This window comes from Microbispora sp. NPDC049125 (assembly GCF_040802045.1).
In the GTDB taxonomy this organism is placed as follows: domain Bacteria; phylum Actinomycetota; class Actinomycetes; order Streptosporangiales; family Streptosporangiaceae; genus Microbispora.
This window is the reverse complement of the sequence record NZ_JBEZDW010000004.1, coordinates 253,722-267,666: the sequence shown is the minus strand read 5'-3', so window position 1 is coordinate 267,666 and position 13,945 is coordinate 253,722. Positions and strand designations below refer to the sequence as shown.

The 13,945-nt window shown below is 71.6% G+C and carries 14 protein-coding genes; 7 read left to right on the top strand and 7 right to left on the bottom strand.

Annotated elements, in window-relative coordinates:
• Positions 1 to 14 precede the first annotated feature (14 nt).
• Together AB0B72_RS07100 and AB0B72_RS07095 are read left to right on the top strand one after the other, a co-directional pair.
• Entirely contained in the window at positions 15 to 1,223 is a 1,209-nt protein-coding gene (locus tag AB0B72_RS07100) for a sensor histidine kinase (protein ID WP_367737469.1), read from the top strand.
• The gene (locus AB0B72_RS07095) at positions 1,205 to 1,891 is read left to right on the top strand and encodes a response regulator (protein ID WP_367737467.1); all 687 of its coding nucleotides are present in this window, start codon (positions 1,205 to 1,207) and stop codon (positions 1,889 to 1,891) included. The genes AB0B72_RS07100 and AB0B72_RS07095 overlap by 19 nt, the downstream gene beginning before the upstream one ends.
• Positions 1,892 to 2,021: 130 nt before the next feature.
• Here the strand turns inward: AB0B72_RS07095 and AB0B72_RS07090 are convergent, their stop codons facing one another.
• Positions 2,022 to 2,819 (bottom strand): alpha/beta fold hydrolase, encoded by a 798-nt coding sequence (locus tag AB0B72_RS07090; protein WP_367737466.1) that lies wholly within the window; start codon positions 2,817 to 2,819, stop codon positions 2,022 to 2,024.
• Between the two features lie 332 nt (positions 2,820 to 3,151).
• Here AB0B72_RS07090 and helR point away from each other — a divergent pair, with 332 nt between their 5' ends.
• The 4 genes from helR to AB0B72_RS07070 all read left to right on the top strand — a co-directional run bounded on the left by helR (position 3,152) and on the right by AB0B72_RS07070 (position 7,425).
• Entirely contained in the window at positions 3,152 to 5,299 is a 2,148-nt protein-coding gene (gene helR / locus AB0B72_RS07085; RefSeq protein ID WP_367737464.1) for an RNA polymerase recycling motor ATPase HelR, read from the top strand.
• A gap of 79 nt (positions 5,300 to 5,378) precedes the next feature.
• Entirely contained in the window at positions 5,379 to 5,936 is a 558-nt protein-coding gene (locus AB0B72_RS07080; RefSeq protein ID WP_367737463.1) for a helix-turn-helix domain-containing protein, read from the top strand.
• Positions 5,929 to 6,771 (top strand): SRPBCC family protein, encoded by an 843-nt coding sequence (locus tag AB0B72_RS07075; protein WP_367737461.1) that lies wholly within the window; start codon positions 5,929 to 5,931, stop codon positions 6,769 to 6,771. The genes AB0B72_RS07080 and AB0B72_RS07075 overlap by 8 nt, the downstream gene beginning before the upstream one ends.
• A gap of 126 nt (positions 6,772 to 6,897) precedes the next feature.
• Positions 6,898 to 7,425 (top strand): hemerythrin domain-containing protein, encoded by a 528-nt coding sequence (locus tag AB0B72_RS07070; protein WP_367737460.1) that lies wholly within the window; start codon positions 6,898 to 6,900, stop codon positions 7,423 to 7,425.
• A gap of 99 nt (positions 7,426 to 7,524) precedes the next feature.
• On the opposite strand, the gene AB0B72_RS07065 is transcribed toward AB0B72_RS07070, so the two are convergent.
• From AB0B72_RS07065 to AB0B72_RS07055, 3 genes are all read right to left on the bottom strand, one after another.
• Complete coding sequence (locus tag AB0B72_RS07065; RefSeq protein WP_367737458.1) at positions 7,525 to 7,863, bottom strand: transcriptional regulator; 339 nt, start codon at positions 7,861 to 7,863, stop codon at positions 7,525 to 7,527.
• Entirely contained in the window at positions 7,860 to 8,303 is a 444-nt protein-coding gene (locus AB0B72_RS07060; RefSeq protein ID WP_367737457.1) for a hypothetical protein, read from the bottom strand. The genes AB0B72_RS07065 and AB0B72_RS07060 overlap by 4 nt, the downstream gene beginning before the upstream one ends.
• Before the next feature lie 159 nt (positions 8,304 to 8,462).
• Positions 8,463 to 9,431, bottom strand: a complete 969-nt coding sequence (locus tag AB0B72_RS07055; protein WP_367737456.1) for a zinc-binding dehydrogenase — start codon at positions 9,429 to 9,431, stop codon at positions 8,463 to 8,465.
• A gap of 139 nt (positions 9,432 to 9,570) precedes the next feature.
• Here AB0B72_RS07055 and AB0B72_RS07050 point away from each other — a divergent pair, with 139 nt between their 5' ends.
• The gene (locus tag AB0B72_RS07050) at positions 9,571 to 10,122 is read left to right on the top strand and encodes a TetR/AcrR family transcriptional regulator (protein ID WP_367737455.1); all 552 of its coding nucleotides are present in this window, start codon (positions 9,571 to 9,573) and stop codon (positions 10,120 to 10,122) included.
• 117 nt (positions 10,123 to 10,239) lie between these two features.
• On the opposite strand, the gene AB0B72_RS07045 is transcribed toward AB0B72_RS07050, so the two are convergent.
• Genes AB0B72_RS07045 through AB0B72_RS07035 form a run of 3 tightly spaced genes read right to left on the bottom strand, consistent with a single transcriptional unit; the run spans position 10,240 to position 13,924 of the window.
• Positions 10,240 to 12,729: an FtsX-like permease family protein gene (locus AB0B72_RS07045; protein ID WP_367737454.1), complete on the bottom strand. Its 2,490-nt coding sequence runs from the start codon at positions 12,727 to 12,729 to the stop codon at positions 10,240 to 10,242.
• The gene (locus AB0B72_RS07040; protein ID WP_367737453.1) at positions 12,726 to 13,418 is read right to left on the bottom strand and encodes an ABC transporter ATP-binding protein; all 693 of its coding nucleotides are present in this window, start codon (positions 13,416 to 13,418) and stop codon (positions 12,726 to 12,728) included. Before AB0B72_RS07040 ends, AB0B72_RS07045 begins: the two co-directional genes overlap by 4 nt.
• Positions 13,415 to 13,924 (bottom strand): PadR family transcriptional regulator, encoded by a 510-nt coding sequence (locus AB0B72_RS07035; RefSeq protein ID WP_367737452.1) that lies wholly within the window; start codon positions 13,922 to 13,924, stop codon positions 13,415 to 13,417. Before AB0B72_RS07035 ends, AB0B72_RS07040 begins: the two co-directional genes overlap by 4 nt.
• Between the last annotated feature and the right edge of the window lie 21 nt (positions 13,925 to 13,945).

The following is a 13,945-nucleotide window of genomic DNA, read 5'->3' as shown; positions in this document are numbered from 1 at the left end:
GCTAACGTCGGGGGGTGCTCGTCCGTACCGCCTTGGCGGCGATGACCCGAAGGCCGTCGGCGTTCCTCCGCTCATCATGGCCCTGGCGTTCCCTGGCTTACCTGCTGTGCAGCACGGTCCACGCGGTGGCCGCGTGCGTGACGATCTACGCGGCCTACGCGTACGGGGTCGGGGTCGCGACCGTGGCCGCGCTGCTCGCCATGGCCGTGCTCGCCACGCCGGCCGCGGCGTTCGAGCGGTGGCGGCTCCGGCTGGTGGACCGCGCGCCCGCGGGCGACCCGCACCTGAAACCGCCGCGACCGGGTCCGCGGGCCTGGCTCGCCACCCGCCTGCGCGAGCAGGCGACCTGGCGGGAGCTGGGGTTCACGGTCGTCGCGGTGACGGTGATGTGGCTGATGGACCTGGGGGTGGTCTCAACGGCGATCTGGCTGCCGCTGCTGTTGATTTCAGGCCCGTTCCAGCCGGGAATGACCCCGGTGGAGGGCCTGCCCCTGTTCGCCGCCGGGCTGCTGCTGCTCCCGCTGTCCGCCTACCTGATGGCCGCGTGGGCGGGCACCCGGGCGTTGATCGCACGGGCCGTCCTCGCGCCGGGCGACGCGGAGATCATCCGGTCCCGAGCCCGGCTGGTCGACGCGTTCGAGGCCGAACGCCGCCGGATCGAGCGCGACCTGCACGACGGCGCCCAGCAGCGGCTGGTGTCCCTCAGCATGAAGCTCGGCCTGGCCCAGCTCGACCTGCCGCCGGGGTCGCCCGCCATGGCGCAGATCGCCGAGGCGCACGAGGAGGCCAAACGCGCCCTGGCCGAGCTGCGCGAGCTGAGCCGGGGCGTTCATCCCCAGGTGCTCACCGACCGGGGGCTCGGCGCCGCCGTACGCGATGTGGCGGGCCGGTCTCCCGTCCCGGTGGATGTCGACGTCTCGCTGCCCGGCCGGTTACCGTCGTCGATCGAGGTGACCGCCTACTACGTCGTGTCGGAGGCGATGGCGAACATGGCCAAGCACAGCCGGGCGCGGCGCGGTTTCGTGCACGGCCGGCTCCGGGACGGCGCGCTGGTGCTGGAGGTCGGCGACGACGGGGTGGGAGGCGCCGACCCGGCGGCCGGGTCCGGGCTGGCCGGGCTCGCCGACCGGGTCGCCGTGACGGACGGCGTGATGACCCTGTCCAGCCCGCCCGGCGGGCCGACCTCGCTGCGTGTGGAGATCCCGTGCCCCGTCTCCGGATAGCCCTCGCCGAAGACGGCGTGTTGCTCCGCGAGGGGCTCGCCGGGCTCCTCGACCGCTTCGGCCACAAGGTCGTCGCCTCGGTCGGCGACGGCGAGGCGCTGATCGCCGCCGTGTCCGAGCACGAACCCGACATCGTCGTCGCCGACGTGCGCATGCCGCCCGGCTTCACCGACGAGGGGCTGCGCGCCGCGCTCACGCTGCGCGCCTCCCACCCAGGGCTCGCCGTACTGATGCTCAGCCAGTACGTCGAGCAGACCTACGCGGCCGAGCTGCTCGACTCGGACGGCGGCGCGGGGATCGGCTACCTGCTGAAAGACCGGATCGGCGACGTGCGGGAGTTCGTCGACGCGGTCGAGCGGGTCGCCGGGGGGCACACGGTCGTGGACCCGGAGGTGGTGCGGCAGCTGCTCAGCCTCCGCCGCGGACCGCTGTCCCGGCTGACCCCGCGCGAGCGGGAGGTGCTCGGCCTGGTCGCGGAGGGCCGCTCCAACGCCGCCATCGCCCGCGTGCTCGTGGTCACCGAGGCGGCGGTGGCCAAGCACATCGCCGGGATCCTCGCCAAGCTCGACCTGCCTCCCGCCGGCGACGACCACCGCCGCGTCCTCGCCGTTCTCGCCTATCTCCGGGGGCCGGGCGGGCCGGAGGCGGAGTGGCCGCGCCGACGCTGAACCCTCCGGCGTCGTCGAGGACCGGGCGTCCCCGGGCACGCATGGCGTCCAGAGCCCTCGTCGTTCCCAGGACGGAGAGCGTCTCGCCGGCGGCTTCGACGGCTGACGTCAGGGAGCGCGGGAGCCCCGCTCAGCCGAGGGTGGCGAGGAAGTCGAGCAGCGCCCGGTTGAACTCCGCCGGGCGCTCCAGGTTCGGCATGTGGGCGGCGCCGTCGACGACCGTCAGCGTCGAGCGTGGGATGAGCCGATGCATGAGCTCGGCGTCCTCGACCGGCGTGTACTCGTCGTCCCTGCCCACGACGACCAGCGCGGGCACGGCGACGCGCGCGAGCGTGTCGCGGTAGTCGGGGCGCTCCGCGCGGCCGCGCAACGCGGCCGCCGCGCCCTCCGGCGGCGCCCCGCGCATCATGCCCAGCACGTGGTCGGCCACGTCGGGCATCGCGCGCACGTTCTTGGGAGCCACCATCTTGGTCAGCACCTCATTGGCGTAGCCGTCCATGCCCTCGGCGAGCAGCCGGTCGGCCATGGCGTTACGCGCCTTCTTGCCCTCATCGGTCTCGGCCTGGGCGAAGGTGTCCGCGAGCAGCAGCGCCCGCACCCGCTCGGGGAACAGCCGCTGGAACTCCATGACGATCTGGCCGCCCATGGACAGGCCGCCCAGCACCACCTGGCCGATCCGCAGACGGTCGAGCAGGGCGGCGATGTCGCGGGCGAACGTCTCCAGCGGGGTGACGCCGGGGACCACGCTGCTCTCGCCGTATCCGCGCAGGTCCGCGGTGATGACGCGCCATCCGGCGCCGGACAGCTCGCGAACCTGCGGCCTCCACATCGAACGATCGAACGGGTGGCCGTGGACGAGCACGATCGGCTCTCCCGCCCCCTCGTCGTCGTAGGCGACGGTGATCCCGTTGACTGTCGCGGTCCCCACGGTCGAGCCCCTTTCCGCCGGACGAGTGCTCACGGGGCATGAGCAAATCACACCGGCGTCACGGCGGATCAACGGGGTCTTCTCACGTGCGGCGGCTCCACGGCCGACAGTGAGGGCGAAGGGGACTATCGACTCCCCGCCACTATCAACCTATAGCGCACCGGGGGGCTTGCGGCAAGACCCGGGTCGTGCCGCACAATCGTCAGCCGAGGCCATAGCCTGCGGAAACGGGGATCCGAAGGGCGTGTGTCGCTGCCGGTGCACGAGGCGAGCGTGGACGTCGAACGCCCAGCCGCGCGCGATGGCCGTCGGCGACCTCAGATCGGAGCTTGATGAACCCCTTGACCACCAGCGCGTTCGACCTGCCCGACCGCCTCGCCCGCAAGGCCGACCCGGCGCTGATCGCCGGTGACGAGCGGCAGTTCACGGCCATCGCGGAAAGCCTCGCGCAGTCGATCGCCGACCTGTCCGACCGCCTTGCCGCCGAGCTCAAGGCGCCCGGCGGCGCGGGCCGGCAGGCGTTGGACCGGGACCTGGAAGTCCACCGGCTGACCGCCCGGCTGCGCGTACTGCGCCGCTTCGGTCTGGACCTGTGCCTCGGACGCATGGTCGGCGCCGACGACCCCGAGCCCGTGTACGTCGGGCGGCTCGGGCTCACGGACAGCGCGGGCCGCCGCCTGCTGCTCGACTGGCGCTCCCCCGCGGCCGCGCCGTTCTTCGGCGCGACCCACGCCAGCCCGATGGGTCTGGCCAGCCGCCGCAGGTATCGCTGGACCCGCGGCCGGATCAGCGACTACTGGGACGAGGTGTTCACCGCGGACGGTATCGAAGGACACGCCGCGCTCGACGACCAGTCCGCCTTCATCGCCAGCCTGGGCGCCAGCCGGTCGCCCCGGATGCGGGATGTGCTCAGCACCATCCAGGCCGACCAGGACGCCGTCATCCGCGCCGGATCCCGCGGCGCTCTCGTCGTCGACGGCGGTCCGGGAACCGGGAAGACCGTCGTCGCTCTGCACCGCTCCGCCTATCTCCTCTACTCCGATCCTCGTCTCGGTCACCGCCGGGGCGGTGTGCTGTTCGTCGGGCCGCACCAGCCCTATCTGGCCTACGTCGCCGACGTCCTGCCCAGTCTCGGGGAGGAGGGTGTGCAGACCTGCACCCTGCGGGACCTCGTACCCGAGGGAGCCGCCGCGGGGGTCGAGGCCGACCCGGAGGTGGCCCGCCTGAAGTCGTCCGCCGACATGGTGAAGGCGATCGAGCCGGCCGTCAGATTCTACGAGAACCCTCCTGCCGAGGGGATGACCGTCACGACCCCCTGGTCCGACATCCGGCTGAGCGCCGACGATTGGGCCGAGGCGTTCGAAGCCGCCGAACCCGGCACTCCGCACAACGAGGCGCGTGACCGGATCTGGCAGGCACTGCTCACGATCCTGGTGGACAAGTACGACGGCGACGCGCCGGCCGGCCTGCTCCGCAGGTCGCTGCTGCGCGACAGGGACCTGCTCACGACGTTCAACCGCGCCTGGCCCCTGATCGAGGCGACAGACCTCGTCGGCGACCTGTGGTCGGTGCCCGCCTACCTGCGGTTGTGCGCGCCCTGGCTCAGCCGGGACGAGGTGCGGAAGCTGCAGCGCGCGGACGTCCAGGCCTGGACGGTGTCCGACCTGCCGCTCCTGGACGCGGCACGGCAGCGGCTCGGCGACCCGGAGGCGTCACGACGCAGGCGCCGGCAGGATGCGGCCGTCGCCGCCCAACGCGAGCACATGGACAGGGTGGTCGACGATCTCATCGAGGCCGACGACTCCGAGATGCTCGTGATGTGGATGCTCCGCGGCGAGGACTTGCAGGGCGCCCTGGTCGACGAGACCGAGCTGCTCGGCGGCGACCCGGACCGGCTCGCCGGCCCCTTCGCGCACATCGTCGTCGACGAGGCTCAGGAGCTCACCGACGCGGAGTGGCAGATGCTGCTGCTGCGCTGCCCGTCCAGGAGCTTCACCATCGTCGGGGACCGCGCCCAGGCCAGGCACGGCTTCACCGAGTCATGGCAGGAGCGGCTTGAGCGGGTCGGGTTCGACCACATCAACCTGGCCTCCCTGAGCATCAACTACCGGACGCCGGAAGAGATCATGGCGGAAGCCGAGCCGGTCATCCGGGCCGTGCTGCCAGACGCCAACGTGCCGACCTCCATCCGCGGCAGCGGCGTTCCCGTCACGCACGGATCCGTTTCGGAGCTGACCTCGATTCTCGACGCCTGGGCCGCGGCGAACGACGACGGCATCGCCTGTGTCATCGGCGACCCCACGTTCCAGACGACGGCCCGCGTCCGGTCGCTGACCCCCGAGCTGGCGAAGGGGCTCGAGTTCGACCTGGTCGTCCTCGTCGACCCCGAGGCGTTCGGCGACGGCATCGAAGGAGCGGTCGACCGCTACGTCGCGATGACCCGGGCCACCCAGCGACTGGTCATCCTCACGAGCTCCTGACGCCGGCCGGACGTCCGCACGTGCGTGCTCCGGCGACCATTGACAAAAAACAGTTTTTACATACAAAGTTGTTTTTGCGATGAGAGACGTCCTGTACTTGGAGCAGATCGAGCAGGCCGAGGCACTGCTCAAGCCGCAGCGCATCGAGGTGCTGCGGCAGCTGGCCGAGCCGCGCACCTGCACAGAGGTGGCGGCCCGGCTGGACCAAACCCCTCAGCGGGTCTACTACCACGTGAAACGCCTGGTCGACGCGAGCCTGGTCACCCAGGTGTCGGAGCGGCGGGTGCGCGGCATCACCGAGGGCATCTACCAGGCCGGTGCCCGCTCGTACTGGCTGTCCCCCGGTCTTGTCGGCCGGATCGGCCTGCGCAGGCAGCAGGACGACCTGAGCCTGGGTTACCTGCTGGACCTCATGGAGGAGGTGCAGGCCGACATCGCCGCGCTCGACCGCACCGCGCCCGAGCTGCCCTCCGTCGGCGTGTCCGGCCAGATCCGGGTGCCCCCCGAACGCCGCCAGGAGTTCCTGGACGACCTGCGCGCCACGCTGCAAGACCTGTTCACCCGCTACGGCGGCGCCGAAGGCGACGCCTTCAAGCTTGCCGTGGCCTGCTATCCCAAGGGAGACGACCATGTCTGAACCGATGATCCTCCGCGTCCGCCTGTCCGTCCCGCTCAAGGAGGTGCACCACGCCCTCACCGACCCGGGTGAGCTGCGCGTGTGGCTGGCCGAGCACGCCGAGGTCGACCTGCCGGACCGCTACGAGTTCTGGGGCCGTTACACGCCGGAGGGCGACGCGCCCCACCAGCGGCTCCTGCACGCCGACGACCACACGCTGCGCTTCTCCTGGCTGCTCGGCGGCGAGGAGACGACGACGGAGTTCCGCCTGGAGGAGGAGAGCGGCGACTCGACGATCCTGACGCTCTCGCAGAGCCACTTCGACTTCCAGGAGGCGATCAGCGGCACCGGCGTCCGGGGCGTCCTGCAGACGTTCTGGGGGCTGTCGATCGCCAACCTGGCCGACCACCTCCACGGCCGCCCCATCGGCCCGAAGGTCGACTTCACCGCCACCGTCCTGCGGGGTGAGGTCGACATCGCCGCGCCGGCCGAGGTGATCTTCGACTCCCTGACCGACTCGGACAAGGCCACCGAGTGGTTCGGCCACCCCATCGGCATCGAGCCGTACGTCGGCGGGCGTTTCGCCATGGGGGGCCTCGACGACAACCCCCACCCCGCCAAGATCATCGAGCTGACCCCCGGCCGGTCGTTGTCGGTCGACTGGGGACCCGTGGGCGTCGTGTCCTGGGAGCTGGAGGAGTCCGGCGGCAAGACGCGGCTGACCTTCGTGCAGAGCGGCTTCGACACCGCGAACCCGCCGTACGCGGCGTGGGGCGGCTGGCTGAGCGGCATCTTCGAGCTGCGCCGCTACCACGAGCTGAGCGACTGGCGGCCGATCTGGCTCCAGGTGGCCTGACCCGCCTCACGCGCCCTTCCGGACTTGACGGGTCGCGGCGAAGATGATGAAGTCCCATGCCAGCGTCGCAGTGCACCCGGCAAGGAGACCGCCGTGGGCATGGAGGCGCCGGATCATGGGGCGACCATGGAATCCACCTTCCCGGACGGCCGCCTGACGGCGTTCGGCAACCAACTGATCGACGTTCACCTCTGGCTCCGGCAGGAGCTGGCCCGCCTCCGTACGGACTTCGGGTCCTTCGTCGACGGAGGCGAGCGCCTCCGCACGCTCCAGGCCCACTGCCTCACCTTCTGCTCGGCGGTTGCCCGCCACCACACCGGTGAGGACGAAGGGGCCTTCCCCGCCCTGGCGGAGGCGTTCCCCGAGCTGCGCCCCCTGCTGGAGGAGCTGCGCAAAGACCACCGGGTGGTGGCGGAGACGATGGCCAGGCTGGAAGAGCTCGTCGGCGGTCTCGGGCCGGACACCGATTCGGGGCGGGCGCGGGATGTGCGGGGAGAGCTCGACGGTCTGGCAGCCGTGCTGGAGTCGCACTTCGTCTATGAGGAGAGGCGGATCGTCTCGGCGCTCAACGCGCTGAGCGTCCCCGCCTGGCAGGGGACGCGCCCCGGGTTCCTGCTGACCGGTTCCGAGGGCACGACGGCGACCGAGACCTGACGGCGCCGTGAGCGGCGCGATGCGAGCATGCGCCGGCAGGCGTCTTCCAGCTCCGCGAGCTCCCTCATCGTCACGATCGCCGCCGGGCCGGGGTGCGGCTCACGGCGCCCCCGGCGAACCGACCGGTGTGCCGGGGGCGTCGATCGGTGTGTCCGGAGCGTCGAGAAGTGCCTTGAGCGCCTGGACGTGCCCGGCATAGGCGCGCCGCCCCTCGGCGGTGAGGCTCACCCACGTCTTCACCCGGCCCCGGCCGGTCGGCTTGGAGATCGCGAGGTAGCCAGCGTCCTGCAGCACCTTCAGATGTTTGCTCAGCACCGAGTCGGCCACGCCGAGAATGTCGCGCAGCACCGCGAACTCGGCGCTCGACGAGGCGGCGAGAAGGGCACAGATACGCAGTCGGTTCGGCGCGTGCACCACGTCGTCGAACCGCGCGGTCATACGCCTGCCCTCAGCTGGGCCCGCAGTGCGGCGTCGAACCGCCGGCCCAGGACGATGCCGGCGGCGAACCCCGCCAGAGCCAAGCACCACACCGGCCACCGCAGGTCGGTCAGGGCCCCGATCGCGAGGCTCGCGACGGCGGCCAAGCCCGCCAGCCCGCCCAACGCGCCGGCCCACCGGCCGGCGGGGCCCGCTTGGAAGCCGGACACCCAGACACCGGTCAGGCGGCGATAGGCGCTGCCGAGCGCGGCGCTGCCGGCGGCGAACAGCACGACGCCCGCGATCTTGACCACGGTGTCGCCGAGTCCGAGCGCGAGCAGGTAACCGGCGATCAGCAGCCCGAGGATCGGGTGGTACCACCAGGGCGTGATCAGCCGGTCGGCGACGGCCGCACGGGCCTCGGCGATAACGGACAGGTGATCAGCACTGTTACTTTCCATAATGGAAAGCCAATCACATTCCAAGTTGGAAAGTCAACGCTTGTGGCCGGCGGGCGTCGCCTTCGGCGAGCCGCGCAGGTAACCGGCGATCCGCGCGAGCGAGATCATGCCGTCGCGTTTACGCCGATGAACGCGGGTCACCATCAGCTCGGCGGCAGATCAGCTGGTGAGCACGATCGCCCCGACCGACCGGCGTCCTTCGAGTTCACGGTGCGCGTCAGCGGCTCGCTCCAGCGGGAAGCGGGCATGGATCCGGGGGGTCAGCTCTCCTCGGGCCGCTGCCGCGAGCGCCTGTTCGGCATCGTCGCGTTGTTCGGCGTCGGACTTGCGGAAGACCATCCCCAGCGGACCTGACACGGTCAGGCCGCGTCTGCCGATGGTCTGGGCATCCAGCGCGGGCCACTGGCCGGACGCGACGCCGTACAGGCCGATGCGGCCACCGCCGTCCGCGGCCGCAGTCAGAGCGCGCGTGGCGGTCTGGCCGCCGACGGCGTCGAGCACCAGGTCCACCCCGCGGCCGCCGGTCACCTCGCGCACCTGGTCCGCCCAGTCGGTCGCACCGTAGTCGATCGCGTGATCCGCGCCGAACTCCTTCACGGCGGTCAGCTTCTCGCGGCTCGCCGCGCCGATGACCGTCGCGCCCCGCGACTTGGCCGACTGCACCAGCAGCGATCCGATTCGGCCCGCCGCTGCCGTGATCAGCACGGTGTCGTCGCCGCTGAGCCGCATCACGGACAGCATGCCGCAGGCCACCGCACCGGCCTGGAACACGGCCAGTGCGACGTCGAGCTCCAGTTCGCCGGGGACCGGGAAGGTGTACGCGGCCGTGGCCAGTGCGCGTTCGGCGTAGCCGCCGGCCTGTCCGGCAGTGGTGGCCACGACCGTCTTGCCGAGCAGCGACCCGTCCGCGCCCTCCCCGACCGCCACCACTCGTCCCGCCACTTCGATGCCGGGAGTCCACGGCAGCGCCACCGGATAGCGGCCCGAACGAACGATCACGTCCCCGTAGATCACACCCGCCATACGGACGTCCACCAGCACCTGACCCGAAGCCGGCTTGGGGGTGACGACGTCCTCGACGAGGAGCACATCCGGCTCGCCGAACCGATTCACCACGACAGCCCGCATAGGCACTCCCCAGGTTGAGATCATGGCTGAACGAGACAATCTGTCTCGCTCAGGACGGCTCGTCCAGTCTCGGAGTGGGCGGGTAGCCGCACAAGAAACAGATCGCCAGGGATGTCCCGGACGAGACAAGGAGCCTGAGATGTCTCAGCCGAATCTGCGGGTCCGCCGCACCCGCACACTGCTGCGCCAAGCGCTGGTGGAACTGATCGAGGAGCGCGGATTCGATCGCGTCACCGTCGGCGAACTCACCGCCCGCGCCATGGTCAGCCGCGCCGCGTTCTACCGGCACTACCGCGACAAGTACCACCTTGTCGAGCAGATCTTCGACGAGGCGATGGCCGAGATGACCGCCGGCCACGAAGGCGACACCCGGTCATCCGGCCGGCGCTGGGCCGATTTCCTCGCGCACATCGACGCCTACCACCGGCTCTACGGCGCGCTTCTCGGGCGCAAAGGCAGCGCGTGGTTCTCCGGCCGGATGCGCTCGGCTCTCGCCGCGATGTCCAGCGAGCATCTGCCCGACCGCGATGCCGACGCGTTGGTCCCCAGCGTCATCTCGGCGATGTTCGTCCAATCCATCGTCTGGTGGCTTGAGCACGACCGGCCATGTCCGCCGGACGAGCTCGCCGTGCAGTCCTCGCGGCTGATCCGAGCGGTCATCGAGACGACCGCCGGGCCGCCCGACAGCTGATCCGGCTGATGCCGTCGCGTTCGACGGCTGATGAAGCCGAGATGCTCCGCTATGGCTTCCAGGCCGTGGAGACCTCCCTGCGCCGGCCTTTCGCGCCTCGGGCGAGCCGGCCCGCCGTCACAGGAGCCGGCCGGCGAGGGGCGACCTGGTCCGGGTGATCAGCGCCGCCGCGGTCGCCAGAACGGGCAGCCCCACCACCACGGCGATCAGGAACGGCCACGGTATGGCGATCGTGGACGGATCTCCCGCGCCGTATGACGTCATGGGACGGCTCAGGGCCACGCCCGTCACCGTTCCGGCGACCAGCCCCATCACCGCGCCGAGCCCGGAGATGTAGAGGGCCTGGCCGGCCACGACCATCCGCAACGTCCCCGGCGGGGCGCCGATGGCCGCCATCGTCGCCCGCTCGGGCCGCATGTCGGCGGCCGCCAGGCGGGTGGCGGCCAGCGTGCCCCCGACGACGAGGACGAGAGCACCGGCGAGCCAGCCCCACAAGCCCGGATCGGGCAGGTTGCGGTAGCCGTCCTCGAAGGCGATCGTGACGCGGGGGGTCACCTTGGCCAGATCATGCCCCAGCGTCGAGTCTCTCGACGGTCGGTACATGGCGTAGAGCTGGCGCTCCGCTGTCGAGAAACCGGCCTGCTCGACCACGGCGCGCGGCAGCAGGGCACCGCCCTGGTGCTCGTCGGCGGGTGTGGCCGCGACCGCGGGCACTTCGAGCTTGCGCGCGGGGCCGGACGTGGAGCTCGCCCGCAGCGTCAGCTTGCCGTTCCGGAGTGCGGCCGCGTCGAACACCACGGCCTTGCCGCTCGCCAGCGCCGTGGCCGCCTGCGGGTCGTGGCGTCCCTGCAGAAGCCCGAGCAGGGCCTGGTCTCCGATGGCCGCCGAGCGACGCGTGCGGGTGCCGTTCCATCGCACCGTGTACCGCAACGCGTAGCGGTGCCCCTGGGCGTCCTTCGCCTGATAGCCGGCGGCGAGCGGCACACCCGGCAGAGCGCGGGCCGTTTCGGCGCGAAGCCTGGTCCAGGCCGCATCGTCGATGTTGCCGGCCCAGATCGCCAGCATGCCGGTCGGGCGCGCCGAGGTGTAGGCGTTCCGCCGGTCGGCGTAGTCGCTGTAGGCGCCGATGCCCATCGCCACGACCGTGGCCGTGACCGCCATGACGGCCGCCACGGCGCTCGCCGTCCGGGATCGGTGGCGGACCGCGTCGCGGACGGACACCCGCAGAGGGAGCCGCAACCGCGCGGCCAGTGGTCCCGTGCGGCCGACCAGCCATGGCGTCAGCACCACCAGCCCGAGCAGGACCACCACCGCGGAGGCGAGCACCCACACTGTGACCGGCTGGCGCCGCGCCACCACGGTCGCCCCCAGTCCTGCCAGCACCAGCACGGCTCCCACCAGGGGCCATCCCCGCCGATCGGCCACCGCGGGCGCGCGGCCGGCCAGCACGGTCGCGGTGTTCTGCCGAGCCGCTTGCACGGCGGGCACCAGCGCCGCCACGAGACCGGTGAGAAGGCCCAGCGCGGCGACGGCCAGAACCGGAGCCCACGGCACCCCCGGCGGACCGACCTGCCCTCCCCAACGCGCCACGACGTGGGCACCCAGCACCCCGGTCCCGATGCCCAGCAGCATCGCCACGAGGGTGGCCCCGCCGCCGAGGACCAGTCCGTCGGCCAGCACGATGGCCCGCAGGTGCCCGGCCGAGCCGCCCTGCGCCGCGATCTGGGCCAGCTCCCGGCGGCGTCTGCGGAGCCCGACCGCGAAGGCCGGCCCGGCCAGCAGCACGGTCTCCAGCACCACCATGATCACCATGGTGCCGAGCCCCACCGTGAACTGGACGTTGACGCCCGAGGGACGAATGCGCGGCGAGTCCGTGATCATGGTGCGGGAGGTGACGTACAGACCGGCCCTGTTCAGCGCGGGCACGTCGGTCCAGGAGACGGGCTTCACCGTGTCCGCGAGCCATCCCTGGCCGTACTGGCCCGGCATGAACTCGTCCGGCGCCTCCAACGGCAGGTCGGGCCCCACGACCTGCCGAAGCGACGGCTTGTACGGGTGCTCGACCACGCCCGCCACCGTCAGCGGCGCCGCGCCGGACGCCCGCAGGAGATCCCCGGGCCGCAGGCCCAGCGCGGGTGTCACCACGACCTCCCCGGCGGAAGGGAAACTGCCCTCACTCAACGTCAGCATCCCCCTGGTGAGGGGATCGCGCAGGTCGGTCTCGAGCGCTTCGACCCGCTCGGTGCCCAGCCGGAGCACCCCGGAACCGAAAGGGATCAACCGGGTGCCCGGTCCGAGCAGTGCCGCCACCCCGGGCCCGCTGAGCCCGGACACGCCCGCCTTGTCGCCACCCCCTCTCCAGCTGGACCCGTTCGGCTCCTGGCGGAGGACAGTACCCGCTGGTAGCTGCACGAGGCGGGCGTCGGCCACGCCGAGCTCGGCCACCAGCCCCTCCTGCGGAGTGACGGTCATGGTCTCGAACAGGGTGAGCATCGCCGTGATCACCAATACAGGTAAGCCGATCATCACCATGATGAGCGCGCTTCGTCCCCGGGAACGCCACGCGCTCCGGCGCGCGATGCGCAGCGCGGCGACAAGGGCGCTCATCGGGCGCTCACCAGTGACTCGTTCGTGGAATCCGCGATCATCCCGTCGCGGAGGAACACCACACGGTCGGCCCAGGCGGCGTAGCGCGGCTCGTGCGTGACGAGCACGACCGCCGCTCCCGCGTCACAGCGGGCGCGTAGTATCTCCAGGATCTCGTCGCCGGTCCGCGTGTCGAGAGCGCCGGTCGGCTCGTCGGCAAGCAGCAGGTGGCGCCCGCCGACCAGGGCGCGGGCGATCGCGACCCGCTGGCGCTGGCCACCGGACAGCTCGTCGGGGAAGCGGTCGGCCAGGTCTTGCACGTCGATCTCCGCCAGGACGGCCATGGCCTCCTCGCGGGCCAGACGTGACCGTACGCCGTCGAGCTCGCGCGGCAGCATCACGTTCTCCGCCGCCGTCAGCGACGTGATCAGGTTGAGGTCCTGGAAGACGTAGCCGACGACCCGGCGCCGCAGTGCCGCCAGATCGCGCACGGCGCCGAGGTCCTGCCCGTCGATGTGCACCGTGCCCGAAGTCGGCCGGTCGAGCCCGCCGGCGAGGTTGAGCAGGGTCGACTTGCCGGACCCGGACGGGCCCATGACCGCGACCAGCTCCCCCGCGGCCACCTCGAGGCTCACGCCCTTCAGAGCGTGTACGGCCGTCGCGCCTTCGCCATGGACTCTGGCCACCTCGGCCAGCCGTACGACCGTCATCGTTCCTCCTTGAGAACGGCCTCGCAGTGGTCCAGCCACCGTTGCTCGGCCTCGGCCCGGAAGATCATGGAATCGAGCACGAGCCGCTGGGCCGCGCCTTCCGCGGCGGCCCGCTTGGCCCTGGTCAGCTGCTGGAGAGCGCTCATGGTCGCGGTGCGCTGCCTGCGGATGACCTCGGCGACGTCCACCTCCTTGGCGGCGACGGCCATGGCCAGCTTGATGACCAGCTCGTCCCGCGGCCGGTCGGCCTGTGCGACGGGGGTGCTGAACCATCGCACGAGTTCCTCCCGGCCGGCCGCGGTGATCGTGTAGACGACCCGGCCCTGCTCGTCCGACTCGCCCGGCATGACCAGGCCGTCGCGCTCCATGCGGGACAGCGTCGTGTAGACCTGGCCGATGTTGAGCGGCCAGGTCGCCCCTGTCGACGCCTCGAACTCCACCCGCAACTGGTAGCCGTGCCGGGGCCCCAGGCTGAGCAGGGCGAGCAGTCCATGCCTGATCGACATGGATACTAAGTATGCATACTC

Coding starts and splice junctions, on each gene's coding strand:
- helR (WP_367737464.1), top strand. CDS start 3,152: ATGAACCCCTTGACCACCAGCGCGTTCGACCTGCCCGACCGCCTCGCC.
- AB0B72_RS07080 (WP_367737463.1), top strand. CDS start 5,379: ATGAGAGACGTCCTGTACTTGGAGCAGATCGAGCAGGCCGAGGCACTG.
- AB0B72_RS07075 (WP_367737461.1), top strand. CDS start 5,929: ATGTCTGAACCGATGATCCTCCGCGTCCGCCTGTCCGTCCCGCTCAAG.
- AB0B72_RS07070 (WP_367737460.1), top strand. CDS start 6,898: ATGGAATCCACCTTCCCGGACGGCCGCCTGACGGCGTTCGGCAACCAA.
- AB0B72_RS07065 (WP_367737458.1), bottom strand. CDS start 7,863: ATGACCGCGCGGTTCGACGACGTGGTGCACGCGCCGAACCGACTGCGT.
- AB0B72_RS07060 (WP_367737457.1), bottom strand. CDS start 8,303: ATGGAAAGTAACAGTGCTGATCACCTGTCCGTTATCGCCGAGGCCCGT.
- AB0B72_RS07055 (WP_367737456.1), bottom strand. CDS start 9,431: ATGCGGGCTGTCGTGGTGAATCGGTTCGGCGAGCCGGATGTGCTCCTC.
- AB0B72_RS07050 (WP_367737455.1), top strand. CDS start 9,571: ATGTCTCAGCCGAATCTGCGGGTCCGCCGCACCCGCACACTGCTGCGC.
- AB0B72_RS07045 (WP_367737454.1), bottom strand. CDS start 12,729: ATGAGCGCCCTTGTCGCCGCGCTGCGCATCGCGCGCCGGAGCGCGTGG.
- AB0B72_RS07040 (WP_367737453.1), bottom strand. CDS start 13,418: ATGACGGTCGTACGGCTGGCCGAGGTGGCCAGAGTCCATGGCGAAGGC.
- AB0B72_RS07035 (WP_367737452.1), bottom strand. CDS start 13,924: ATGTCGATCAGGCATGGACTGCTCGCCCTGCTCAGCCTGGGGCCCCGG.